The sequence below is a fragment of the Streptomyces sp. NPDC026673 genome (assembly GCF_040638135.1).
Lineage (GTDB): Bacteria > Actinomycetota > Actinomycetes > Streptomycetales > Streptomycetaceae > Actinacidiphila.
This window is the reverse complement of record NZ_JBEZXR010000033.1, coordinates 1-21861: the sequence shown is the minus strand read 5'-3', so window position 1 is coordinate 21861 and position 21861 is coordinate 1. Positions and strand designations below refer to the sequence as shown.

At 72.9% G+C, this 21861-nt stretch carries 20 protein-coding genes and 1 pseudogene; 13 read left to right on the top strand and 8 right to left on the bottom strand.

Annotated features, from left to right (window positions below; genetic code table 11):
- Positions 1-12 precede the first annotated feature (12 nt).
- Both AB0F62_RS22410 and AB0F62_RS22405 read left to right on the top strand, forming a co-directional pair.
- Positions 13-216, top strand: coding sequence for a hypothetical protein (locus AB0F62_RS22410; protein ID WP_361801693.1), 204 nt, complete (start codon positions 13-15; stop codon positions 214-216).
- Positions 217-318: 102 nt separating this feature from the next.
- Positions 319-1680 (top strand): hypothetical protein, encoded by a 1362-nt coding sequence (locus tag AB0F62_RS22405; RefSeq protein WP_361801690.1) that lies wholly within the window; start codon positions 319-321, stop codon positions 1678-1680.
- Positions 1681-1800: 120 nt separating this feature from the next.
- Here the strand turns inward: AB0F62_RS22405 and AB0F62_RS22400 are convergent, their stop codons facing one another.
- On the bottom strand, positions 1801-2154 hold the full coding sequence (locus AB0F62_RS22400; RefSeq protein ID WP_361801687.1) for an iron-sulfur cluster assembly accessory protein: 354 nt from the start codon (positions 2152-2154) through the stop codon (positions 1801-1803).
- Between the two features lie 242 nt (positions 2155-2396).
- Between AB0F62_RS22400 and nadA the strand changes: the two genes are divergently transcribed.
- Together nadA and AB0F62_RS22390 are read left to right on the top strand one after the other, a co-directional pair.
- Complete coding sequence (gene nadA, locus AB0F62_RS22395; RefSeq protein WP_361801685.1) at positions 2397-3572, top strand: quinolinate synthase NadA; 1176 nt, start codon at positions 2397-2399, stop codon at positions 3570-3572.
- 15 nt (positions 3573-3587) lie between these two features.
- On the top strand, positions 3588-4472 hold the full coding sequence (locus tag AB0F62_RS22390; RefSeq protein WP_361801682.1) for a GNAT family N-acetyltransferase: 885 nt from the start codon (positions 3588-3590) through the stop codon (positions 4470-4472).
- Between the two features lie 67 nt (positions 4473-4539).
- On the opposite strand, the gene AB0F62_RS22385 is transcribed toward AB0F62_RS22390, so the two are convergent.
- The 5 genes from AB0F62_RS22385 to AB0F62_RS22365 form a co-directional block, all read right to left on the bottom strand.
- Positions 4540-7680 carry an efflux RND transporter permease subunit gene (locus AB0F62_RS22385; protein ID WP_361801679.1) on the bottom strand — a complete coding sequence of 1047 codons (3141 nt, stop codon included), beginning with the start codon at positions 7678-7680 and terminating at the stop codon, positions 4540-4542.
- A gap of 164 nt (positions 7681-7844) precedes the next feature.
- A complete protein-coding gene (locus AB0F62_RS22380) occupies positions 7845-8531 on the bottom strand; it encodes a response regulator transcription factor (RefSeq protein ID WP_361801676.1) in 687 nt (228 codons plus the stop codon).
- A 37-nt stretch (positions 8532-8568) separates the two neighbouring features.
- Positions 8569-9753 carry a sensor histidine kinase gene (locus tag AB0F62_RS22375; RefSeq protein WP_361801673.1) on the bottom strand — a complete coding sequence of 395 codons (1185 nt, stop codon included), beginning with the start codon at positions 9751-9753 and terminating at the stop codon, positions 8569-8571.
- Between the two features lie 110 nt (positions 9754-9863).
- The gene (locus AB0F62_RS22370) at positions 9864-10142 is read right to left on the bottom strand and encodes a hypothetical protein (RefSeq protein WP_361801670.1); all 279 of its coding nucleotides are present in this window, start codon (positions 10140-10142) and stop codon (positions 9864-9866) included.
- A gap of 21 nt (positions 10143-10163) precedes the next feature.
- Complete coding sequence (locus AB0F62_RS22365) at positions 10164-10952, bottom strand: PspA/IM30 family protein (RefSeq protein WP_361801667.1); 789 nt, start codon at positions 10950-10952, stop codon at positions 10164-10166.
- Positions 10953-11102: 150 nt separating this feature from the next.
- Between AB0F62_RS22365 and AB0F62_RS22360 the strand changes: the two genes are divergently transcribed.
- Genes AB0F62_RS22360 through AB0F62_RS22350 form a run of 3 tightly spaced genes read left to right on the top strand, consistent with a single transcriptional unit; the run spans position 11103 to position 13667 of the window.
- Positions 11103-11738: a DUF3043 domain-containing protein gene (locus tag AB0F62_RS22360; protein WP_361801664.1), complete on the top strand. Its 636-nt coding sequence runs from the start codon at positions 11103-11105 to the stop codon at positions 11736-11738.
- A 47-nt stretch (positions 11739-11785) separates the two neighbouring features.
- Complete coding sequence (locus tag AB0F62_RS22355) at positions 11786-12517, top strand: class I SAM-dependent methyltransferase (protein ID WP_361801893.1); 732 nt, start codon at positions 11786-11788, stop codon at positions 12515-12517.
- Between the two features lie 49 nt (positions 12518-12566).
- On the top strand, positions 12567-13667 hold the full coding sequence (locus AB0F62_RS22350; RefSeq protein WP_361801661.1) for a trypsin-like peptidase domain-containing protein: 1101 nt from the start codon (positions 12567-12569) through the stop codon (positions 13665-13667).
- Positions 13668-13763: 96 nt separating this feature from the next.
- Here AB0F62_RS22350 and AB0F62_RS22345 read toward each other — a convergent pair whose 3' ends face one another.
- Positions 13764-13970: a hypothetical protein gene (locus AB0F62_RS22345; RefSeq protein ID WP_361801659.1), complete on the bottom strand. Its 207-nt coding sequence runs from the start codon at positions 13968-13970 to the stop codon at positions 13764-13766.
- Positions 13971-14039: 69 nt separating this feature from the next.
- On the opposite strand from AB0F62_RS22345, the gene AB0F62_RS22340 reads away from it, so the two are divergent.
- Together AB0F62_RS22340 and cobT are read left to right on the top strand one after the other, a co-directional pair.
- Complete coding sequence (locus tag AB0F62_RS22340) at positions 14040-15242, top strand: bifunctional adenosylcobinamide kinase/adenosylcobinamide-phosphate guanylyltransferase (protein ID WP_361801656.1); 1203 nt, start codon at positions 14040-14042, stop codon at positions 15240-15242.
- Positions 15243-15282: 40 nt separating this feature from the next.
- Positions 15283-16326, top strand: a complete 1044-nt coding sequence (gene cobT, locus AB0F62_RS22335; protein ID WP_361801653.1) for a nicotinate-nucleotide--dimethylbenzimidazole phosphoribosyltransferase — start codon at positions 15283-15285, stop codon at positions 16324-16326.
- Positions 16327-16611: 285 nt separating this feature from the next.
- On the opposite strand, the gene AB0F62_RS22330 is transcribed toward cobT, so the two are convergent.
- A complete protein-coding gene (locus AB0F62_RS22330) occupies positions 16612-17349 on the bottom strand; it encodes a hypothetical protein (protein WP_361801650.1) in 738 nt (245 codons plus the stop codon).
- Positions 17350-17418: 69 nt separating this feature from the next.
- Between AB0F62_RS22330 and AB0F62_RS22325 the strand changes: the two genes are divergently transcribed.
- The 4 genes and pseudogenes from AB0F62_RS22325 to AB0F62_RS22310 form a co-directional block, all read left to right on the top strand.
- Entirely contained in the window at positions 17419-18228 is an 810-nt protein-coding gene (locus AB0F62_RS22325; RefSeq protein WP_361801647.1) for an adenosylcobinamide-GDP ribazoletransferase, read from the top strand.
- A gap of 291 nt (positions 18229-18519) precedes the next feature.
- Positions 18520-20031 (top strand): leucyl aminopeptidase, encoded by a 1512-nt coding sequence (locus AB0F62_RS22320; RefSeq protein WP_361801644.1) that lies wholly within the window; start codon positions 18520-18522, stop codon positions 20029-20031.
- Between the two features lie 303 nt (positions 20032-20334).
- Positions 20335-21723 (top strand): dihydrolipoyl dehydrogenase, encoded by a 1389-nt coding sequence (gene lpdA / locus AB0F62_RS22315; protein ID WP_361801641.1) that lies wholly within the window; start codon positions 20335-20337, stop codon positions 21721-21723.
- A gap of 51 nt (positions 21724-21774) precedes the next feature.
- Positions 21775-21861: pseudogene (locus AB0F62_RS22310) on the top strand (acyltransferase); the annotation flags it as partial.

The following is a 21861-nucleotide window of genomic DNA, read 5'->3' as shown; positions in this document are numbered from 1 at the left end:
AGGGTCGTGTCTATGACCACTCCTCTTCCCGCCGCCCCGCTCGGCGACCCGGAGTCGCTCGCCGAGCTGATCGGCGACTGCCGCAAGATGGCCGCGCACTGGGAGGTCCCCGCGAAGGCCGAATCCGCGCGGGTCGCTCCCTCGAGCCTGCACGGCATCACGGTGCCGGCCGCGTCGTCGCACGTCGTCGAGGGCATGGCCGAGTACGCCGACTGATCGGAACCGCGAAGCGCTCCGGCCCGTCCAAGTGACGTCCCCCGGTCGAGGGACTGGGACGTCGACAGCCGTATGCGGCTGTGCGGAGCCGAAGGAGCCACCGTGGAGAGCGAGCCGACGCAGCCGCGCCGCCGGCACAGGTCACCCTGGGCGGTGTCGGCGGTCGCCGCCGCCGTGCTGGTCGCGGGTGGCGGCGGCGCGTACTGGGCCTCGGCGGGCGCCGGGGGCGGTACCCCGCGGGCCTCGGGCGGCAGCGGGAACGGTTCTCCGGAGCCGCTGCGGCTGGAGGGCGGCACCGGCGGTGCCGCCGGTGCCGGCGCCGACATCACCGCCCGCGGTGATCTGCCCGACGGCCCTTCCTCCGCGGCCGTCCAGCGCCCCGGCGGCGTGTCGCGCGCCGCCGTGGAGCGGCTCGCCAGGGCCTTGGGCGTACCCGGCACCGTGAAGTCCGACCACGGCGTCTGGAAGGCCGGTGGCACGCCCGACGGCGGCGGTCCCGTGCTCCGGGTGAACCAGGACGCCCCGGGCGCCTGGGCGTACTCGTACTACGGCGCCGCGCCCCGTGTGACCCGCGCCCCGGCGCAGGATGACCTCGCCGTGCCGGAGGCGGAGGCGCTGCGCAAGGCCGCCCCCGTCTTCGCGGCGCTGGGGCTGAAGGACGCCCGTACGGACGCGGGCGAGGTCTCGGGCGTGCTGCGCACGGTCACCGCGGACCCGCGGGTGGCGGGGCTGCCCACACACGGCTGGCGGTCGGCCCTGCGGGTCGCCTCCGACGGCCTGCTGGTCACCGGGTACGGCATGATGGCGCCGCTGACCAGGGGTGACACCTACCCCGTGGTGTCCGCGAAGGAGGCCCTGAAGCGGTTGAGCCGCCCCGGTACCGGCGGCGACCTGGGGATCGGCGACTGCCCCACCGTGGTGCCGAAGCCGTCCCGCGCCCCGGGCGGCGACCCGGCCCTGCCGCAGGTGCTGCCCTGCGTGCCGACTGCGAACCGGCCGATGGAGGTGCGGAAGGCCGAGTTCGGCCTGTCGGGGCAGTTCGTGGCCGGGCGGCAGGTGCTGGTGCCCTCCTGGCTCTTCGAGGTGGCGCAGGAGGGCGTGACACGGACCTCGGTGCTGGCCCAGCCGGCGGTGGACCCGGCGTATGTGCAGGAGGGCAAGCCCTCCCCCGCGCCCTCGGGAACGGCGGCCCCGGCGGGCTCGACCGCGAAGGTGGAGTCCTATAGCGCGCAGGGGTCGGAGCTCACCCTTCGCTTCTGGGGCGGGGTGTGCAGCCGCTACACGGCCTCGGCCGACGAGTCCGGCGCGGTGGTCAATGTCAGGATCACGGTGACGCAGGCGGACCCCGGAAAGGCCTGCATCATGATCGCCAAGGAGTTCTCCCGCACGGTGCGGCTCGACACCCCGCTGGGCGACCGCAAGGTGGTCGACCTCTCCGACGGCCGCACGGTCCCCCGCGGGTAGCGCCCCGGAGGTGGCGCCCCGGCCCCGGACGGGGCCGTCAGGACATGCCGAAAGCGGCGGGCACCCCGGGTGCCCGCCGCCTTCTTGCTCACGCCTGGCGAGCCAGGCGTGCCGCGCGGCTCAGTGGAACGAGTCGCCGCAGGCGCAGGAGCCCGTGGCGTTCGGGTTGTCGATCGTGAAGCCCTGCTTCTCGATGGTGTCGACGAAGTCGATGGAGGCGCCGCCCAGGTACGGGGCGCTCATGCGGTCGGTGACCACCTTCACACCGCCGAAGTCCTTCACGACGTCGCCGTCGAGCGAACGCTCGTCGAAGAACAGCTGGTAGCGCAGGCCGGAGCAACCGCCCGGCTGGACGGCGACGCGCAGTGCGAGGTCTTCGCGGCCCTCCTGCTCGAGCAGGCTCTTGACCTTGGAGGCCGCCGCGTCGGACAGGATGATGCCCTCGCTCTGGCTGGTCTCGTCCTGAACCGTCATCTGATCCACTCCCGGGTTGTACGGATGCTGCCACGACGCTCAACCGGTGGCTCCCCGGATTCATTCCTCCGGGTCCGATGCGTATTCGCGCCATCCATGCTCGCACACCGAACCCGCTACGGGTAATGCGTCACATTGACACGAGGGCCATCGTCATTCTGACGCGAAAGGGTTATGATAGATAGCGTCAAATAGACGAAAAGGTTTGAGCCGCAGTTCCGCAGAGAAAGGGCTCCGGGCCCGTGACCACCACAACCGAACCGCTGGACGTCCAGCCGACCCCGCTCGCCCTGCTCCTCCTGGGCCGCGAGTCCGACCCGCGCAGCGAGCGCGGCGTCGACTGTCCCGGCGACCTGCCCGCGCCCTCGGACCCTGATCTGGTGGAACGCGCCCGGGCCGCGAAGGCGAAGCTCGGCGACAGGGTCTTCGTCCTGGGGCACCACTACCAGCGGGACGAGGTCATCCAGTTCGCCGACGTGACCGGCGACTCCTTCAAGCTGGCGCGCGACGCCGCCGGCCGCCCCGAGGCCGAGTACATCGTCTTCTGCGGTGTGCACTTCATGGCCGAGTCCGCGGACATCCTGACCTCCGAGGACCAGGCGGTGATCCTCCCCGACCTGGCGGCCGGCTGCTCCATGGCCGACATGGCCACCGCGGAGCAGGTGGCCGAGTGCTGGGACGTGCTCGCCGAGGCCGGCGTCGCCGACATCACCGTGCCCGTCTCCTACATGAACTCCTCCGCCGACATCAAGGCCTTCACCGGCCGGCACGGCGGCACCATCTGCACCTCCAGCAACGCCAAGCGGGCCCTGGAGTGGGCGTTCCAGCAGGGCGAGAAGGTGCTGTTCCTCCCCGACCAGCACCTCGGCCGCAACACCGCGGTCCGCGAGATGGGCTTCTCGCTGGAGGACTGCGTCGTCTACAACCCGCACAAGCCGAACGGCGGGGTCACGGCGGAGCAGTTGCGCGACGCCAAGATGATCCTGTGGCGCGGGCACTGCTCGGTGCACGGCCGCTTCTCGCTGGACTCGGTGGAGGACGTGCGCGCCCGCATCCCCGGGGTCAACGTGCTCGTGCACCCCGAGTGCAAGCACGAGGTCGTCGCCGCGGCCGACCACGTCGGCTCGACCGAGTACATCATCAAGGCCCTGGAGGCCGCCCCGGCCGGTTCGGCGTGGGCGATCGGCACCGAGCTCAACCTGGTGCGCCGGCTGGCCAAGGCGCACCCGGACAAGCAGATCGTCTTCCTCGACAAGACCGTCTGCTTCTGCTCGACCATGAACCGGATCGACCTGCCGCACCTGGTGTGGACGCTGGAGTCGCTGGCGGACGGCAAGGTCGTCAACCGCATCCGGGTCGACGAGGAGACCGAGCACTTCGCGAAGCTGGCGCTCGAGCGGATGCTCGCCCTGCCGTAGGGGCAGGATGGGCGCATGATCCTGCGCCCCTTGCGCGACACCGACGAGGACGCCTCGGCGATCTCGGTGGTGGCCGCCGCCGCGTTCGACGCCTCACGCGCCCTGCGCGGCGGCGGCCCGCCGGAGGAGATGCCGCCCGAGCGGGCCGCGCTGCTGCGGCGGCGCAACCGCCATCTGGCGCGCAGCGATCCCGGTGGCTGCTGGCTGGCCGTGGACGAGAGCTCCGGCATGCCGCTCGGAGTCGCCATGTCGACACGGCGGGAGGGGACATGGGGGCTCTCCCTGTTCGCCGTGCTGCCCTCCGCGCAGGGGCAGGGCGTCGGACGCGAACTGCTCGCCGCCGCGCTGGCCTACGGCCGGGGCTGCCTGCGCGGCATCATCTGCAGTACCCCCGACCCGCGGGCCGCCGCGACCTACCGCCGGGCGGGCTTCGCGCTGCACCCGGCGATGCGGCTGGTGGGCGTCGTCCGCAAGGCCGACCTGCCGGCACCGGACGGGGCGGTGCACGAGGGCTCGGCCAAGCACCGCGATCTGATGGACTCCGTCGACCGGCGCACCCGCGGCGGCGCGCACGGCCCCGACCACGACCAACTGCTCACCGAGAGCGGCCTGCTGGTCGTCGACGACCTCGCCGGAAGCGGCTACTGCTATGTCGACCAGGAAGGCCACGTACGGCTGCTGGCCGCCACGTCGCGCCGGCTGGCGACCCGGCTGCTCACCGCCGCGCTGCTCAGCCTGCCCGAGGGCACCACGGCGCGGGTCCCCAATCTGACGGCGGAACAGCAGTGGGCGGTGGACGTCGGGTTGGCGGCCGGGCTGGAGCTCGGCACGTCCGGCTGGGTCTGCCTGCGCGGGATGCGGCCGCCGGAGCCGTACATCCCCTCGGGGTTCTTCCTGTAGACGGGGCAGGGCCCGGGGTGTTCACGAACACCCCGGGCCCTGCGGCCGGTTGGACGCCGGACGGGTCTCAGACCCCGGCCAGCTCCGGCTCCTTCCGCGTCTCCCCGCCGCCCGGGCCGCCGTCCTGGGCCGCCCGCTTGAGCGCCTTGCGCTTGGCACGGCGCTCCTTGCGGATCTCGACCGCCGTGTAGAGGGTCGGGACCAGGAGCAGGGTCAGCAGCGTCGAGGTGAGCAGACCACCGATGACGACGATGGCCAGCGGCTGGGCGATGAAGCCGCCCTCGCCGGTGACCCCGAGGGCCATCGGGAGCAGGGCGAAGACGGTCGCCAGCGCGGTCATCAGGATCGGCCGCAGACGGTGCCGGCCGCCCTCGATGACGGCCTCCACGACGCCGTACCCCTGGGCGCGGTACTGGTTGACGAGGTCCATCAGCACGATCGCGTTGGTCACCACGATGCCGATGAGCATCAGCATGCCGATCAGCGCCGGGACGCCCATCGGGGTGCCGGTGACCAGCAGCAGGCCGATCGCGCCGGTGGCGGCGAACGGGATGGACACCAGCAGCACCAGCGGCTGGATCAGGCTGCGGAAGGTGCCGACCAGCAGCATGAAGACGATGGCGATCGCCGCGAGCATGGCGAGCAGGAGCCCCGCGTTGGCCTCGTCCTGGTCCGAGGAGACACCGCCGATCTCGACCGTGGCGCCCTTGGGGAGATCGAGCTTGTCGATCTTCGCCGTCAGGGCATTGCTCACCGCACCGGTGTTGTCACCGGTCGGCTTCGCCGTGATCGTCGCGGCGCGAGCACCGTCGATCCGGGTCTTCTGCACCGGGCCGGGGGCCTCGACGACCTCGGCGACCTTGCCGAGCTTCACCGGACCGGCGGGGGTCGGGATGGTGAGGGCCTTGAGCTCGGCGACCGTACCGGCCTTCTGCCCGGAGACCACGCGCACATCGCGCTCGGTGTCGTCCAGCACGGCGCTGCCGACGGTCGTACCCCGCACGGCCTGGGTGACGGCGGCACCGATGGTGGCGTCGTTCAGTCCGTACTTGGCGGCCTCGGCCTGCTTGGCGTGGACCTCGATCCTGGGCACGCTCTGCGCGAGGTCGCTGGTGACGTCGGTGACGTCGTCCAGGCCGGCCACGGCGTCACGCACCTTGGCACTGGCCTTGGCCAGGGTGCCGGCGTCCGCCGCCTTGACCACGACCGACAGGTCCTGGTTGCCGAAACCGTCGCCGGCGGAGACCGAGGTCGTGCCGACGCCGTCGAGCTTCTTCAGGCCCGTCCGGATCTCGTCCAGGACGTCGGCGCTGTCGTCGGCGCTCTTCAGCTTCACCTGGAAGCTGGCCTGGTTGGCGCCGGTGCCGCCGCCGAAGGCCGCCAGGAAACCGGAGGAGCCGACCGTGACCTGGTAGTCCTCGACCCGGTCGATGCCCTCGAGCAGCTTCTCGACCTTGCGGGCCGCCTCGTCGGAGGCGGACAGGCCGGTGCCCGGCGGGAGTTCCTGCTTGACGGTCAGGGTGTCCTGGGCGCCGGGCTCGAAGAAGTTCGTCTTCAGCAGCGGGGCGAGTCCGACGGTGACCAGCAGGACCGCGAAGGCGATGAGGACGCTGGTCAGCCGGCGGCGGGTGGCGAAGCGCAGCACCGGCACGTACAGCCGCTGCAGGGCACCACGGGACTCCTCCTCCTCGGCCCGGCGCCGGATCTCCTCCGGGGCGACCCTGCCCGCGTCGGCCGGGGGCTTGAGGAACCAGTACGACAGCACCGGGACGACCGTCAGCGACACCAGCAGCGAGGCCAGCAGCGCCGCGGCGACGGTCAGCGAGAACGAGCCGAACAGGGCACCCACCATGCCGCCGACCAGGCCGATCGGCACGAAGACGGCGACCGTGGTGAGGGTGGAGGCCGTGACCGCGCCGGCCACCTCGCGCACCGCGGCGATGATCGCGGGCTGCTTCTCCTCGCCATAGGCGAGGTGCCGCTTGATGTTCTCCAGCACCACGATCGAGTCGTCGACGACACGGCCGATGGCGATGGTCAGCGCGCCCAGGGTGAGCACGTTGAGCGACAGGTCGCGGGTCCACAGCACGATCAGCGTCAGCACGACGGAGAGCGGGATGGAGACCGCGGTCACCAGGGTCGAGCGCAGCGACCTGAGGAAGACCAGGATGATCACGACCGCGAAGAGCAGACCGAGCAGGCCCTCGGTGGTCAGGCCGTGGATGGACTTGGAGACCGCGGGACCCTGGTCGCTGACGACGGTGAGCTTGGCGCCCTTGCCGAGGTCGCGCTCGAGGTCGGCCAGCTTGTCCTTGACGGCCGAGGAGATCGCGACGGCGCTGCCGTCCTGGTCCATGGTGACGGCGACGCCGAGGCTGGGCTCACCGTTCGTCCGGGTGATCGACGCGGCGGCGTCCGGGCGCTCCGCGACGGTGGCGACGTCACCGAGGCGCACGGGCCCCGCGCCCGCGGGGATCCGCAGGTCCTCGATCTCGCGCACCGACGCGTACTCGCCGCCGACCTGGACGGTGCGGCTCTGGCCGCCGTCTTCGAAGGAGCCGGCCGGGACGGCGTGGCCGCCGGCCTGCAGCGCCTGCACGAGGGCGGCGGCGCCGAGCTTGCGGGCGGCGAGCTTCTTGTCGTCGGGGGTGACGGTGACGATCCGGTCCTGGACGCCGGTGACGGTCACCTGGCCGACGCCGTCGATGTCCTGCAGCGCCGGGACGACCGAGCGGTCCAGCGCGTCGGCGAGGGCCTGCTGGTCCATGCCGGTGGAGGAGGCGGCGAGGACGACGGTCGGGATGTCGTCCGTCGAGCCGGCGATGACCTGCGGGTCGGCGTCCTCCGGCAGTCGCGAGGAGACCCGGTTCACGGCCTGCTGGACGTTGGCCACCAGCTTGTCGCTGTCGTTGCCGTAGTCGAACTGGGCCATGATCACGGCAGCGCCCTCGCTGGCCGTGGACGTGACGCCGGTGATGCCGTCGACGCCCTTGACGCCGTTCTCGATCGGCTCGACGACCTGCTTCTCGACGACGTCGGGGGACGCGCCCGGGTAGGTCGTGATCACCGACACCATGGGCAGGTCGATGGAGGGGAACAGCTGCTGCTTGAGGGACGGTATCGCGATGGCGCCGAAGCCGATGGCGACCACCGCCATCAGCGCCACCAGACTGCGCTGGGCGAGGCTGAATCGGGACAGCCAGGACATCGTGGTGCGGTCTCTTCTCTGTGCTCAGAGTGCGTGGATGCTCTCGGGTTGCGGACTTTTGTCAGCCCACGCCACTTTCTCCTGTCGCGGAGGGTGGTTTCCTCAGCCCGAGGTCGTGATTGCTCGCGGGGGCGTACTGCGGACGCGGTACGCGCCGGTGGTACTCAGTGCGCCGCGGGGCGTACCAGGCCCGACTCGTACGCGGCGACGACCAGCTGCGCGCGGTCGCGGGCGCCCAGCTTGGCCATGGTGCGGTTCACATGCGTCTTGACGGTCAGCGGGCTGACCCCGAGGCGCTCGGCGATCTCGTCGTTGGGCAGCCCCAGCGCCACCTCGACCAGCACCTCGCGCTCGCGCGCCGTCAGCGCGTCCAGGTCGGGGCCCGCGGATCCGCCCTCCTCGGGCAGCGGGCGCCGGCCGCCGCTCTGCGCCAGGAACTGGGCGATCAGGCTCTTCGTCGCCGACGGGGACAGCAGGGCGTCCCCCGCGGCGACGGTGCGGATCGCGGCCAGCAGCTCGTCCGGCTCCGCGCCCTTGCCGAGGAAGCCGGCCGCCCCGGCGCGGATGGCCTGCGCGACGTACTCGTCGGCCTCGAACGTGGTCAGCACGAGGACGGACACCCCGGACAGGTCCTCGGCGGCGGTGATCTCGCGGGTGGCGGCGAGGCCGTCCGTGCCGGGCATGCGGATGTCCATGAGGACGACGTCCGCCCGGGCGCTGCGGGCCAGCGCGACCGCCTCGGCGCCGTCCGAGGCCTCCCCGACGACCTCCATGTCCGGCTCGGACTCCACGAGCACGCGGAACGCACCCCGCAGCAGCGCCTGGTCGTCCGCGAGCAGCACCCTGATCATGCGGGTATTTTCCCATCCTCCGCCGGACGGCCGGCGGTCAGGGCCCGGCCGGTACCGCCAGCGGCAGGCGCGCGTGGACGCGGAAGCCGCCCTGCGTGCGGGGACCGGCCTCGCAGGTGCCGCCGAGGGCGGCGGCCCGCTCGCGCATGCCGATCAGGCCGTGACCGCCACCGGCCGGGGCCGGGGCCTGCGGGCTGCCGCCGCGGTCGACCACGGTGACCTCGAGCGCGTCGGCGCCGCGCGCGATGCGGATCTCCGCCCGCGCGCCCGGGCCCGCGTGCTTGTGGACGTTGGTCAGGGACTCCTGGATGACCCGGTACGCGGTGAGGTCGACGCTCGCCGGGAGCGTGCCCGGGTCCTCCTCGACCACCTCGACCGGCAGCCCGGCGCGCCGGAAGCCGTCTACGAGCTGGTCCAGCACGCCCAGACCGGGCGCCGGCTCCATGGGGGCCGCGGGGTCGCCGGACTGCCTCAGCAGGCCGACGGTGGCACGCAGCTCGTCCAGCGCGGAACGGCTGGCCTCCCGGACGTGGGCGAGGGCCTGTTTCGCCTGGTCGGGGCGGTTGTCCATGACGTGGGCGGCGACGCCGGCCTGCACGTTGACCAGGGCGATGTGGTGGGCGACCACGTCGTGCAGTTCCCGGGCGATCCGCATCCGCTCCTCCGCGACGCGGCGCTTGGCCTCCTCCTCCCGGGTGCGTTCGGCCCGTTCGGCACGCTCCTCGACGGCGGCGACATACGCCCGGCGGTTGCGGGTGGCCTCGCCCGCCGCGGCGGCCATGCCGGTCCAGGCGAACAGGGCGATGTTCTCGGCGGAGTACCAGGGCCGGGACCCGAAGAGCATGGCGATCGCGGGCAGCAGGAGGCAGGTGGCCAGACCCAGCCGGAAGGTCGTGGCCCGGTCGGTGCGCGTGGAGGCGGAGAAGAGGGCGACCACCACGGTGGCGGCGACCGGGGCGCGGCCCTCCCCGGTCGCGGTGAGGAGGTAGACGACGGTGACCGCGCCGGTGAAGGCGAGGACGCCCAGCGGGCTGCGCCGGCGCAGCAGCAGCGCGGCCGAGGCGAGGACGGCCAGCAGGGTGTCGGGGACGGAGGCGTCGTACCGCTCCGCGTGCGGCCCGATGAACATGTTGCCGATGATCACCGCGAGCACGGCGAGCGCCAGGCCCGCGTCGAGGGCGATGGGGTGGGCCTGTGGCCACAACCGGGCCCGGTCCCTCATGGATCGATGCTGCACGCTCATCAACGGTACGGGGCCCCGCAAGACGGACGTGCCCCGGTCCGGTGCGGAACCGGGCCGGGGCGCGTACGGGTGCGCTGGTGGGAGAGGTGTCAGCCGGGGATGAGTCCTCCGTCGCCGAGGAGCGCCCGGACCTCCTCCAAGGTGGCGTCCGGGGCCGGCAGGATCAGCTCGGACGGTTCCAGGGAGTCGTCCGGCAGAGGTGTGCCCAGGCCGCGGACGGCGTCGAGGAGCGCGGTGAGCGTCCGCCGGAAACCGGCCCCGTCACCGCTCTCCATCTCCGCCAGGAGCTCGTCGTCGAGCTTGTCGAGTTCGGCGAGGTGGCTCTCGTCCACCGTCACCTGGCCCTCGCCCATGATCCGTACGATCACGACGCCCTCCTCAGGGGTGACTCACTGCTTGTCGAACCGGGGCTGGTCCTGGGTCTGCGACTGGGTCTGGCCCTGCTGGCCGCCTTCGATGGCCTGCTGCGGAGAGCCGCCGGCCAGCTCGGCCTTCATGCGCTGCAGCTCCAGCTCGACGTCGCTGCCGCCGGAGAGGCGGTCGAGCTCGGCCTGGATGTCGTCCTTGGCGATGCCGGTCGGGTCGTCGAGGGCACCGGAGGCCAGCAGCTCGTCCAGGGCGCCGGCCCGGGCCCGCAGCTGCTCGGTCTTGTCCTCGGCGCGCTGGATCGCCAGGCCGACGTCGCCCATCTCCTCGGAGATGCCGGAGAAGGCCTCGCCGATCTGGGTCTGGGCCTTGGCCGCGCTGTAGGTGGCCTTGATGGTCTCCTTCTTGGTGCGGAAGGCGTCCACCTTGGCCTGCAGCCGCTGGGCGGCGAGGGTGAGCTTCTCCTCCTCGCCCTGCAGCGTCTGGTGCTGCGTCTCCAGGTCGGTGACCTGCTGCTGGAGGGCGGCCCGGCGCGACAGCGCCTCGCGGGCCAGGTCCTCCCGGCCCAGGGCGAGCGCCTTGCGGCCCTGGTCCTCGTACTTCGCGGACTGCTGCTGCAACTGGTTCAGCTGCAGCTCCAGGCGCTTGCGCGACGTGGCGACGTCGGCGACACCGCGCCGCACCTTCTGCAGCAGCTCCAGCTGTTTCTGGTACGAGTAGTCGAGCGTCTCGCGCGGATCCTCGGCCCGGTCAAGGGCCTTGTTGGCCTTCGCGCGGAAGATCATCCCCATCCGCTTCATGACACCGCTCATGGGCCTCGCGCGCCCCCTTCATTCAGCTCGCCAGCACACCTCTACAGACCCCACAGTACGGGGCCTGGTTCCATTACCCCACTGTTCTGTTGTGGATGCGCTCATCCTTAGGAACGATCACAGTTCGATGACCTCAGGCCCAGGGAGTAGGTGAGGGGCTGGGGGTCGCGTCGGCGAGCACGTAACCTTGGAGTCGTGTTCCGACGTCGTTCCCAAACCGAGCAGGCCGCATCCGCCACCGTGGTGGAGGACCGGCAGCCCCGCGACCCGCAGGCTCCCAAGGGCCGCCCCACCCCCAAGCGCAGCGATGCCCAGACGCAGCGCCGCAAGGCGGTGACCACGCCCACCGACCGCAAGGCCGCCACCAAGCAGGCCCGCGAGGCCCGGCGGACCGATCTCGCCAAGCAGCGCGAAGCGCTGATGAACGGCGACGAGCGCTATCTGCCCGCCCGTGACAAGGGCCCGGTGCGCAAGTTCGCGCGTGACTACGTGGACTCGCGCTTCCGCGTGGCCGAGTTCTTCCTGCCGCTCGCCGTGGTCATCCTCGTGCTCAGCATGCTCCGCAACCCCGGGCTGCAGAACCTCTCGCTGCTGCTGTGGCTCGTGGTCATCGTGCTGATCGTCGTGGACTCGGCCATCACCGGTTTCCTGCTCCGCCGTGAGCTGGCCAAGCGCTTCCCGGACAAGCCCACCAAGGGCGCGGTCGCGTACGCCCTCATGCGGACCCTCCAGATGCGCCGACTGCGCCTGCCGAAGCCGCAGGTCAAGCGCGGCACCAAGCTCTGAGCGGGGACGCCGGGTTCGCCGGCGCGGCCGGGCCGTGGCTGGACCGGCTGGGCGGGCTCCGGAACACCGTGCGCCAGGAGCTGGTCGCGCGCCAGCTCGACGAGCAGATCACCGCCCGGTTCCCGGTGGGACGCCGGCTGAGGATCCTCGACGTCGGTCCCGGACAGGGCACCCAGGCACTGCGGCTCGCGCGCGCCGGGCACCTGGTGACCGGCCTGGAGGCCGACCCCGGCATGGCGGAGGTGCTGCGCGAGGCGCTGGCCGCCGAGCCGGAGGGCATACGCGAGCGGGTCACCCTCGTCGAGGGTGACGGCCGCGAGACCGGCCGCCACTTCGGCCCCGGCAGCTTCGACGTGGTGCTCTGCCACGGCGTGCTGATGTACGTCCCGGAGCCGGACGCGATGGTCGCGGGGCTCGCCCGGGTACTGGCCCCCGGCGGGCTGCTGTCGCTGCTGGTCCGCAACGCCGACGCCCTGGCCATGCGGCCCGCGCTGCAGGGCGACTGGGCCGGCGCGCTGGCCGGGTTCGCCGGCGGCACGTACACCAACCGGCTGGGGCTGCCCGCCCGCGCCGACCGGCGCGCGGACCTGACGACGACGCTCAGCGCGATCGGCGCGCCGCTGCACGCCTGGTACGGGGTGCGGGTCTTCACCGACACGGCGCCGGACGACGCCGTGGAGGTGTCCGAGGAGCTGCTGGCCGCCGAGGAACTGGCCGGGCGCACCGACCCCTACCGGGCGGTCGCGGCACTGCTGCATCTGTGCGGCGTCCGGAGCTGACCGGGGCGGGATACCGGGCACGAGGCGCCGCGAAAGCGACACTTCGGTCATGCGCGATACGAAGCCGAACCGATGGCGGCCGCAGACGGCGCTCCGGACGGCGGCCCTGCTGCTGGCCGTCGCGTGCGCCGGGGGCGTGACCGCCGGATGCACCGGGGACTCCCCGGCCCCCACCGCGGCGTCCTCGGCGCCCGCGCCCATCGCCGCCTCCGAGGCGGCCGGGGCCCGCGATCTGGAACGCTCCTACCAGCGGGTGGTCAAGGCGGTGCTGCCGTCCGTCGTCCAGATCAACACGCCCGAGGGACTCGGCTCCGGCATCGTCTACGACGCCAAGGGCCACATCGTCACCAACGCCCATGTCGTCGGCAGCGCCGACACCTTCGAGATCACCCTCGCCAACAGCGACACCCCGCACAAGGGCCGGCTCGTCGCCGCCTATCCCGAGCAGGACCTCGCGGTCATCGAACTCGAGGACCCGCCGAGCGGGTTGCGCGCGGCGAGCTTCGGCCCCTCGCGCGACGTCCAGGTCGGCCAGATCGTCCTCGCCATGGGCAGCCCGCTCGGCCTGAACAGCAGCGTCACACAGGGCATCGTCTCGGCCGTGGGCCGCACGGTCAGCGAGGCCCCGTCCGACGGCGGCACCGGGGCCACCCTCGCCGACCTGGTGCAGACCTCGGCGCCGATCAACCCGGGCAACAGCGGCGGCGCGCTGGTGAACCTCTCGGGGCAGGTCATCGGCATCCCGACCCTCGCCGCGGTCAACCCCTCCATGGGGGACTCCTCGGCCCCGGGCATCGGCTTCGCCATCCCTTCGGCGACCGTCACCCGCATCGCCGACCAGATCATCAAGTACGGCAAGGTCGTGGACTCCGGCCGCGCGGCGCTGGGCATCGCCGGGCGGACCGTCCTCGACGAGGACTTCCAGCCCGCCGGGGTGGGCGTCGTCGAGGTCACCAAGGGCGGGGCCGCGGAGAAGGCCGGCATCCGGCCGGGGGACGTGATCACCCGCGTCGGGAACGACGACATCACGACCCTCCAGTCGCTCTCCGAGGCGCTGGTGGAGCACGCCCCCGGCGACACCGTGGACGTCACCGTCCAGCGTGGCAGCGGCGAGAAGACCGTCAAGGTGACGCTCGGGCAGCTCCGGTAGCGGCCGGGCCCGTACAGCACGAGGGCGGGGCCGGCGGGAGGTCCCGCCGGCCCCGCCCTCTGTGTGCCGCGGCGGCCGGAGCCCCCGGCCGCGGGACTACTCGTCGGCGTGCAGGCTCATCGGACCGTAGATCTTCGTGGTGTCCTCGAACAGCACCACCTGGTCGGCACCGCCCTGGAGCAGGTCCTTCCAGACCTCGCCGATCCAGGACTCGGCGTCGCCCTGGGTGGTGAACTCCTCGGGCTCGACCGCGGGGGTGACCTCCGTGCCGTCGGTCTTCTCGAAACGCCACGTCCACGCCATGTCCGTCTCCTCGTCCCTGGGGGTGCCTGCCCGGCAGCGTAGCGTGCGCGGACGCGAGAGGATCTGCACGTGGAACTGACTCTCCTCGGCACCGGAGGCCCGGACGGCCTGCCTCTCCCCGGCTGCCCGTGCGCCGCGTGCGCGGCGGCGGTCGGCGACCAGGCGCGGGCGGCGACCGCGCTGCTCGTGGACGGGGTGCTGCTGATCGACCTGACACCGGGGCTGGCACTGACCGCGGCCCGCTCCGGGCACTCGCTTGCGGGGGTTCGCCAGGTGCTGCTGTCGCACCCGCACGACGGGCCGGCCGTGGAGATCCCGGCGGGGCTGCCCGCGCCGGGCCGGGTGCCGTCCGGGCAGGAGGTCACGCTGCCGACCGGGCACCGGGTGCGGGCGGTGCCGGTCGACGCGCCCGGTACGGGGTACGAGGTGACCGGCCCGGAGGGGGAGCGACTGCTCTACCTGCCGCCGGAGTGCGGTCCCGCGGGGCTGCCGGAGGCCGTGGAGCCGTACCGGATGGTGCTGCTGGACGCCGTGGCCCGGCCGGACGCACTGGCGCGGCTGCGGGCGGCGGGCGCGATCGGGCGCACCACCGACGTCGTCGCGGTCCACGTGGACCACGGCGCGCACCCGGGCCCCGAACTGCGGCGGCGGCTGGCCGCGCTCGGCGCGCGGGTGGTGCCGGACGGCACGACGCTGACCGTGGGCGACCTCCACGACGTGCCGGACGTGCCGCGGCGCACACTCGTGCTGGGCGGGGCGCGTTCGGGCAAGTCCGTGGAGGCGGAGCGGCGGCTGTCGGCCTTCCCCGACGTCGTGTACGTCGCCACCGGCGGGGCGCGCGACGGGGACCCGGAGTGGGCGCAGCGGGTGGCGCTGCACCGGGAGCGGCGCCCGGGGTCGTGGCAGACGGTGGAGACCTGCGACCTGCTTCCGCTGCTGGCGGAGGCGGACGGCCCGGCGCTCCTGATCGACTGCCTGTCCCTGTGGCTGACCCACACCATGGACGAACTCGGCGCGTGGGACGACGAGACGTGGGCGCGGGGAGCCGAGGGCGAACTGCGCCACCGCGTCGCGGAGCTGACCGCCGCGTGGCGCGCGACCCGCCGCACCGTCGTGGCGGTCAGCAACGAGGTCGGCTCCGGTGTCGTGCCGGCCACGGCCAGCGGTCGCCGATTCCGGGACGAGCTGGGGCGGCTCAACGCCGCGCTGGCCGACGAGTCCGAGCACGTGGTGCTGGTGATCGCGGGACAGGCGCTGGCGCTGCGGGGCTGACCTCGGCGCGCGACCTCGCGGACCGGTAGTGTTCGACCCCGTGAGCGGCCTGAACCTTGATGATTTCGCGAACCTGGTGGAGCGTCCGGACGCCGGTGTCCGCCGTGACGCGCGCGACCGCTGGCAGCGGCTCGTGCGCCCGGCGAACGCGCTCGGCGGGCTGGCCGAGCTCGCGGACTGGCTGTCGGCGGCCCAGGGCGCGGAGACCGTACGCCCGATCGAGCACCCGAAGGCCGTGCTCTTCGCGGCGGACCACGGCGTGGCGGCGCTGAAGGTGTCGACCCGCACGGAGGGCACCGCGGTCGAACTGGTGCGGCGGGTCCTGGACGGGGCCTCGCCGGTCAATGTGCTGGCGCGTCAGTACGGCGCGGCGGTGCGGGTGGTGGACGTGGGCGTGGACGTCCCGGCCGAGGAACTGCCCGCCGATGTGACGGCGCACCGCGTACGGCGCGGCTCCGGGCGGATCGACGTCGAGGACGCCCTGTCGGCCGAGGAGGCCGAGGCGGCGTTCCGGGCCGGCATGGCTGTTGCGGACGAGGAGGCGGACTCCGGCACGGACCTGGTGCTGCTCGGCGATCTGAGCGTGGGCGGCACCACGGTGGCGGGGGTGCTGGTCGCGGCGCTGTGCGGCACGGACGCCTCGGTGGTGACCGGCCGCGGTTCGGGCATCGACGACATCGCGTGGATGCGCAAGTGCGCGGCGATCCGCGACGCGTTGCGCCGCGCCCGGCCGGTGCTGGGCGACCAGCTGGAGCTGCTGGCGGCGGTCGGCGGCGCGGACGTGGCGGCGATCACCGGGTTCCTGCTGCAGGCCTCGGTGCGGAAGCTGCCGGTGGTGCTGGACGGGGTGGTGTCCGCGGCGTGTGCGCTGGTCGCGCAGCGGATCGCCTTCCGGGCGCCGGACTGGTGGCTGGCCGGGCAGGTCAGCGGTGAGCCCGGGCAGGCCAAGGCGCTGGACCGGCTCTCCATCGAGCCGCTGCTGGACCAGAAGGTGACGGCGGGTGAGGGCACCGGAGCGCTGCTGGCGCTGCCGCTGCTGAAGGCGGCGGCGGCGCTGTCGGCGGAGCTGCCGGAACGGTTCTGATCCGTCGCGAGGCGGGCCGTTCCCCCGGGCATCCCCGGGAGCCGGTGAGGTCCCCGGGTCCGGTGAGGTCCCCGGGACCGGCCGACGGTAACGGCCGTCTCCGCACGGCGGGGTGGGCACGGCGCGGTGTCGGCCCCGGTTCGGCCCCGGTGTCTCCGCCCGGGTCGGGGTGGCGGGGTCCGCCGGGCGCCGTGCGGGTGGCGGCGTCCATCTCGACGTCATGGGTGCCGCATGAGCGCCGCGCCGTTCCCGCCGCCGTACGCGGCGCTCCGCGCGCCTCCGCACTCAGTGCTCGGTGAAGCCGCCGATCCAGTCCTGGAGCCGCCTCAGCGGCCCGGACCAGCGCGCGTCGTGCCGGGCGGCACGGGCCTCCGCCCGGCGGGCCGCCGCGGGCCTGCGGGAGTACAGCCGCTCGGCCCAGAAGGAACCCGGACGGGCCAGGCGCAGGGCGGCGTACAGGGCGACGAAGGGGACGAAGACACCGACGACGGCGCTGCGCATCTTGCCCTTGACGAGGGCGACGAGGACGAAGAGGAAGTTGACGGCGATGGTCAGGATCACCGAGACGCGGCTCTGCTGCTCGTCGGGGCTGACCGAGTTGACGCCGAAGGGCACCAGGCCGCAGAGCATCATCAGCACGACGGAGAAGGTGACGACCACGGCCTCGACGCTCTTGCGGCCGCGCTCGCTCCAGTACACGTCGTCGAGGTAGAGCACGAGCGCGAACTCGTCCAGCACCAGCCCCGCTCCCGCGCCGAACAGGACGGCCGACAGATAGGCGCCGAAGCCGCGCGAGGAACTGGCGACGCCCCCGAAGCCGCCGATCGTCATGAGGATGATGCCGGGCACCACGTGGTGGATGTGCGTACCGCCCGAGGAGATGTTCCGGAAGGGGCCCCTTCCGGCGCGGATGAGGCGGGTGATCATCCGTGTGATCAGGAACGTCAGCACGAACGCCCCCAGCGCGAGGAGCAGCGGCAGCTTTCCCGGTTCGACGATGTTGCGGTACCACCACTCGCTCATGCCGATTGCTCCCGATTCGCACCGTACGCGGCACTATACGGTTCCGGACCGGCGGTTACCCTGCACGCCATGACCGCCGACCCCTCCCCCGCGCCCCCCGCCGTCGCCACGGCCGGCGACGGACTGCGCTTCGCCTTCGGCACGCTGACGGTGCTGCGGGTCCGGGTCGGCCGCTGGGACCGCCCGGCGGCGCGCGCCGGAATGCTGTGGGCACCGCTCGTCGGCCTGGTGGTGGGGCTGTGCGCGGCGGCGGCCGGCGGAGTGCTGCTGCTCCTCGGTTCGGGGCCGCTGCCGGCGGCGGTCGCCAGTGCCGCCGTCCCCGCCGCCCTGACGCGGGGCCTGCACCTGGACGGGCTGGCCGACACCGCCGACGGCCTCGGCAGCGGCAAGCCCGCCGAGGACGCGCTGCGGATCATGAAGCAGTCCGATATCGGCCCCTTCGGGGTGCTCACCCTCGTCCTGGTCCTGCTGGCGCAGGTCGCCGCGTTCGCCGAGCTGTACGGCCAGTCCTGGACCCGGGGCGCGGTGGCCGCCGCCGTGGCCGGGCTCGCCGCCCGCGCCGTGATGACCCTGGCCTGCCGCGACGGGGTGCCCCCGGCCCGCCCCGGGGGCCTCGGCGCGGCCGTGGCGGGTTCCGTCCCCGCCCGTACCGCCTGGGCGCTCGCCGCGCTGACGGTGCTGGTGTGCGCCGGCTGCGGGGCCGCCTTCGGCGCCTACGACGCCGTGCGCTGCGGGGCGGCCGCCCTGCTGGCGACGGCGGCCGCCGAACTGCTGCTGCGCCGCTGCCGCGACCGCCTGGGCGGGGTCACCGGTGACGTCTTCGGCGCGTTGTGCGAGACCGCGGCGACGACCGCGCTGCTCGTCCTCACCCTGGGCTGAGCGCCGCCGCCGGGCGCGGATCCGCACCGCGTGCGGCGCTCAACTCCCGCCGGGCGGCGCCGCTTCGGCGCCGCGGCCGGTAGCCGCCCGGACGCGCTCCCGTAGGGAAAACCCGCGCCTTCACCGCCATGGGCGCAGGTCGTGGTCGCAAGCGACAGGAGTGAGCGTAAGGTCGGTCCTGCACCCCCACCCCTTGCGCCGTGGAGAAAACCCGGCGTCGAGACACGAGGGGAGCCGGACGGAGTCCGGCGTCAACCATTGGACCCCCGAAGGAACAGGATCCGCATCACCGTGACTGCACTGACTCTCAGCACCTCCTCCGCGGCAGCGCTGCGCGCTGACGCCGTCGTCGTCGGGGTGACCAAGGGCGCCAAGGGCCCCGAGGTCGCCGCCGGGGCGGAGGCTGTGGACCAGGCCTTCGCCGGCCGGCTCGCCGCGACGCTCGAGACACTGGGCGCCTCGGGCGCTGAGGGTGAGGTGACCAAGCTTCCCGCACCCGACGGCCTGAAGTCCCCGGTCGTGCTGGCGGTCGGGCTCGGGGCCGCCCCGGCCGACGGTGCCGCGTACGACACCGAGGCGCTGCGCAGGGCCGCCGGTGCCGCCGCCCGCGCGCTGGCCGGCTCGAAGAAGGCCGCCTACGCGCTGCCGGTGCAGGACGCGGACGCCGCGCAGGCGATCGCCGAGGGCGCCCTGCTCGGCGCCTACGCGTACACCGCGTACCAGTCGTCCAACGGCAAGGCGCCGCTCGCCGAGGTCGCGCTGGTCGGCGCGAAGCCGCGGGACAAGGCCTTCAAGGCCGCCGCGGAGCGGGCCACCGTCATCGCGACGGAGGTCAACCGGGCGCGCGACCTGATCAACATGCCGCCGAACGACCTCAACCCGAAGTCCTTCGCCGCCCTCGCGCAGGAGGCCGCCAAGGAGCACGGCCTCAAGATCGAGGTGCTGGACGAGAAGGCCCTGGTCAAGGGCGGCTACGGCGGCATCATGGGCGTCGGCCAGGGCTCGGAGAACCCGCCCCGCCTGGTGAAGATCGCGTACGCCGGCGCCAAGGGCCGCGGCGCCAAGCACCTGGCGCTGGTCGGCAAGGGCATCACCTACGACTCGGGCGGCATCTCCCTGAAGCCGGCCGGCCACAACGAGACCATGAAGTGCGACATGAGCGGCGCCGCCGCCGTGCTGTCCACCGTGGTCGCCGCCGCGCGCCTCGGCCTGCCGGTCAACGTCACCGGCTGGCTGGCCCTCGCCGAGAACATGCCCTCCGGCAGCGCCGCCCGCCCCGGCGACGTGCTGAAGATGTACAGCGGCAAGACCGTCGAGGTGCTCAACACCGACGCCGAGGGCCGCCTGGTGATGGCCGACGCCCTCACCCGCGCCTCGGAGGAGAAGCCCGACGCGATCATCGACGTGGCGACCCTGACCGGCGCCATGGTGCTGGCGCTCGGCAACCGCATCTTCGGTGTCATGGCCAACGACGACGCCTTCCGCACCGCGCTGCACGAGACCGCGACCGAGGTCGGCGAGCAGTCCTGGCCGATGCCGCTCCCGGCCGACCTGCGCAAGGCCATGGACTCCCCCACCGCGGACATCGCGAACATGGGCGAGCGCATGGGCGGCGGCCTGGCGGCCGGCCTGTTCCTCAAGGAGTTCGTGGGCGAGGGCATCACCTGGGCCCACCTGGACATCGCGGGCCCGGCCTTCAACGAGTCCGGCCCCTTCGGCTACACCCCCAAGGGCGGCACCGGCTCCGCCATCCGCACCCTGGTGCGCGTCGCCGAGAAGGCGGGCGAGGGCGAGCTGCTCTGACCGCGGTGTAAGCCTCGGCACATTCCGTACGGCCCCGGGTATGGCATCCGGGGCCGTACGCGTTCGCCAAGAGCGAGCAAGGAGTGCAACCGCTCCGTATTTCACTGGGGATACCGGCGAGTAGCCCCGGCCGGGGACGTTCCGTACGTCTCAGACACCGGCCCGGTGCCTCGTCCGCCCCGAACAAGTGCGAAGATGTTGTCTCGGCACGACAGGGCCCCGTTTAACAGAAGCGGCCGAACAAAAGCCGCCGCCCGGTCACGACGGACCGGCTCCGGCGTATCCATGCATGGAGGACGTGACGTGGCGAACGACGCCAGCACCGTTTTCGACCTAGTGATCCTCGGTGGCGGTAGCGGCGGCTACGCCGCGGCCCTGCGCGCGGCGCAGCTCGGTCTGGACGTCGCCCTGATCGAGAAGGACAAGCTCGGCGGCACCTGCCTGCACCGCGGCTGCATCCCCACGAAGGCTCTGCTGCACGCCGGCGAGATCGCGGACCAGGCCCGCGAGGCCGAGCAGTTCGGTGTCAAGGCCTCTCTCGAGGGCATCGACATCGCCGGGGTCCACAAGTACAAGGACGACGTGATCTCGGGCCTCTACAAGGGCCTGCAGGGTCTGGTGGCCTCCCGCAAGGTCACCTATGTGACCGGCGAGGGCCGGCTCTCCTCCCCCACCTCGGTGGACGTCAACGGCCAGCGCTACACCGGCCGCCACGTCCTGCTGGCGACCGGCTCCGTGCCGAAGTCGCTGCCGGGCCTGAACATCGACGGCGACCGCATCATCTCCTCGGACCACGCGCTGGTCCTGGACCGCATCCCGAAGTCCGCGATCGTGCTGGGCGGCGGCGTCATCGGCGTCGAGTTCGCCTCCGCGTGGAAGTCCTTCGGCGTCGACGTCACGATCATCGAGGGTCTGCCGCACCTGGTGCCGGTCGAGGACGAGAACAGCTCCAAGCTGCTGGAGCGCGCCTTCCGCAAGCGCGGCATCAAGTTCAACCTCGGCACCTTCTTCTCCAAGGCCGAGTACACCGCCGACGGCGTCAAGGTCACCCTGGCCGACGGCAAGGAGTTCGAGGCCGAGCTGCTGCTCGTCGCCGTCGGCCGCGGCCCGGTCTCCCAGGGCCTGGGCTACGAGGAGGCCGGGGTCGCCATGGACCGCGGTTACGTCCTGGTCGACGAGTACATGCGCACCAACGTGCCCACCATCTCCGCGGTCGGCGACCTCGTCCCGACCCTGCAGCTGGCCCACGTCGGCTTCGCCGAGGGCATCCTCGTCGCGGAGCGGCTGGCCGGCCTGAAGACCGTGCCGATCGACTACGACGGCGTGCCGCGCGTCACGTACTGCCACCCGGAGGTCGCCTCCGTGGGCATCTCCGAGGCCAAGGCCAAGGAGCTGTACGGCGCCGACAAGGTCGTCACCCTGAAGTACAACCTGGCCGGCAACGGCAAGAGCAAGATCCTCAAGACCGCGGGCGAGATCAAGCTCGTCCAGGTCCGCGACGGCGCCGTGGTCGGTGTCCACATGGTCGGCGACCGCATGGGCGAGCAGGTGGGCGAGGCCCAGCTGGTCTACAACTGGGAGGCGCTGCCGGCCGAGGTCGCGCAGCTCATCCACGCGCACCCGACGCAGAACGAGGCCCTCGGTGAGGCGCACCTCGCGCTCGCCGGCAAGCCCCTGCACTCGCACGACTGACCCACGGACACGCAGACAGATCCGCACAGATCGTTAGGAGCAACCGAAACCATGGCGGTTTCCGTAACCCTGCCGGCGCTCGGCGAGAGCGTGTCCGAGGGCACCGTCACCCGCTGGCTCAAGGCCGAGGGTGAGCGC

Coding starts and splice junctions, on each gene's coding strand:
- AB0F62_RS22410 (WP_361801693.1), top strand. CDS start 13: ATGACCACTCCTCTTCCCGCCGCCCCGCTCGGCGACCCGGAGTCGCTC.
- AB0F62_RS22400 (WP_361801687.1), bottom strand. CDS start 2,154: ATGACGGTTCAGGACGAGACCAGCCAGAGCGAGGGCATCATCCTGTCC.
- AB0F62_RS22390 (WP_361801682.1), top strand. CDS start 3,588: ATGATCCTGCGCCCCTTGCGCGACACCGACGAGGACGCCTCGGCGATC.
- AB0F62_RS22385 (WP_361801679.1), bottom strand. CDS start 7,680: ATGTCCTGGCTGTCCCGATTCAGCCTCGCCCAGCGCAGTCTGGTGGCG.
- AB0F62_RS22380 (WP_361801676.1), bottom strand. CDS start 8,531: ATGATCAGGGTGCTGCTCGCGGACGACCAGGCGCTGCTGCGGGGTGCG.
- AB0F62_RS22375 (WP_361801673.1), bottom strand. CDS start 9,753: ATGAGGGACCGGGCCCGGTTGTGGCCACAGGCCCACCCCATCGCCCTC.
- AB0F62_RS22365 (WP_361801667.1), bottom strand. CDS start 10,952: ATGAGCGGTGTCATGAAGCGGATGGGGATGATCTTCCGCGCGAAGGCC.
- AB0F62_RS22350 (WP_361801661.1), top strand. CDS start 12,567: ATGCGCGATACGAAGCCGAACCGATGGCGGCCGCAGACGGCGCTCCGG.
- AB0F62_RS22345 (WP_361801659.1), bottom strand. CDS start 13,970: ATGGCGTGGACGTGGCGTTTCGAGAAGACCGACGGCACGGAGGTCACC.
- AB0F62_RS22330 (WP_361801650.1), bottom strand. CDS start 17,349: ATGAGCGAGTGGTGGTACCGCAACATCGTCGAACCGGGAAAGCTGCCG.
- AB0F62_RS22325 (WP_361801647.1), top strand. CDS start 17,419: ATGACCGCCGACCCCTCCCCCGCGCCCCCCGCCGTCGCCACGGCCGGC.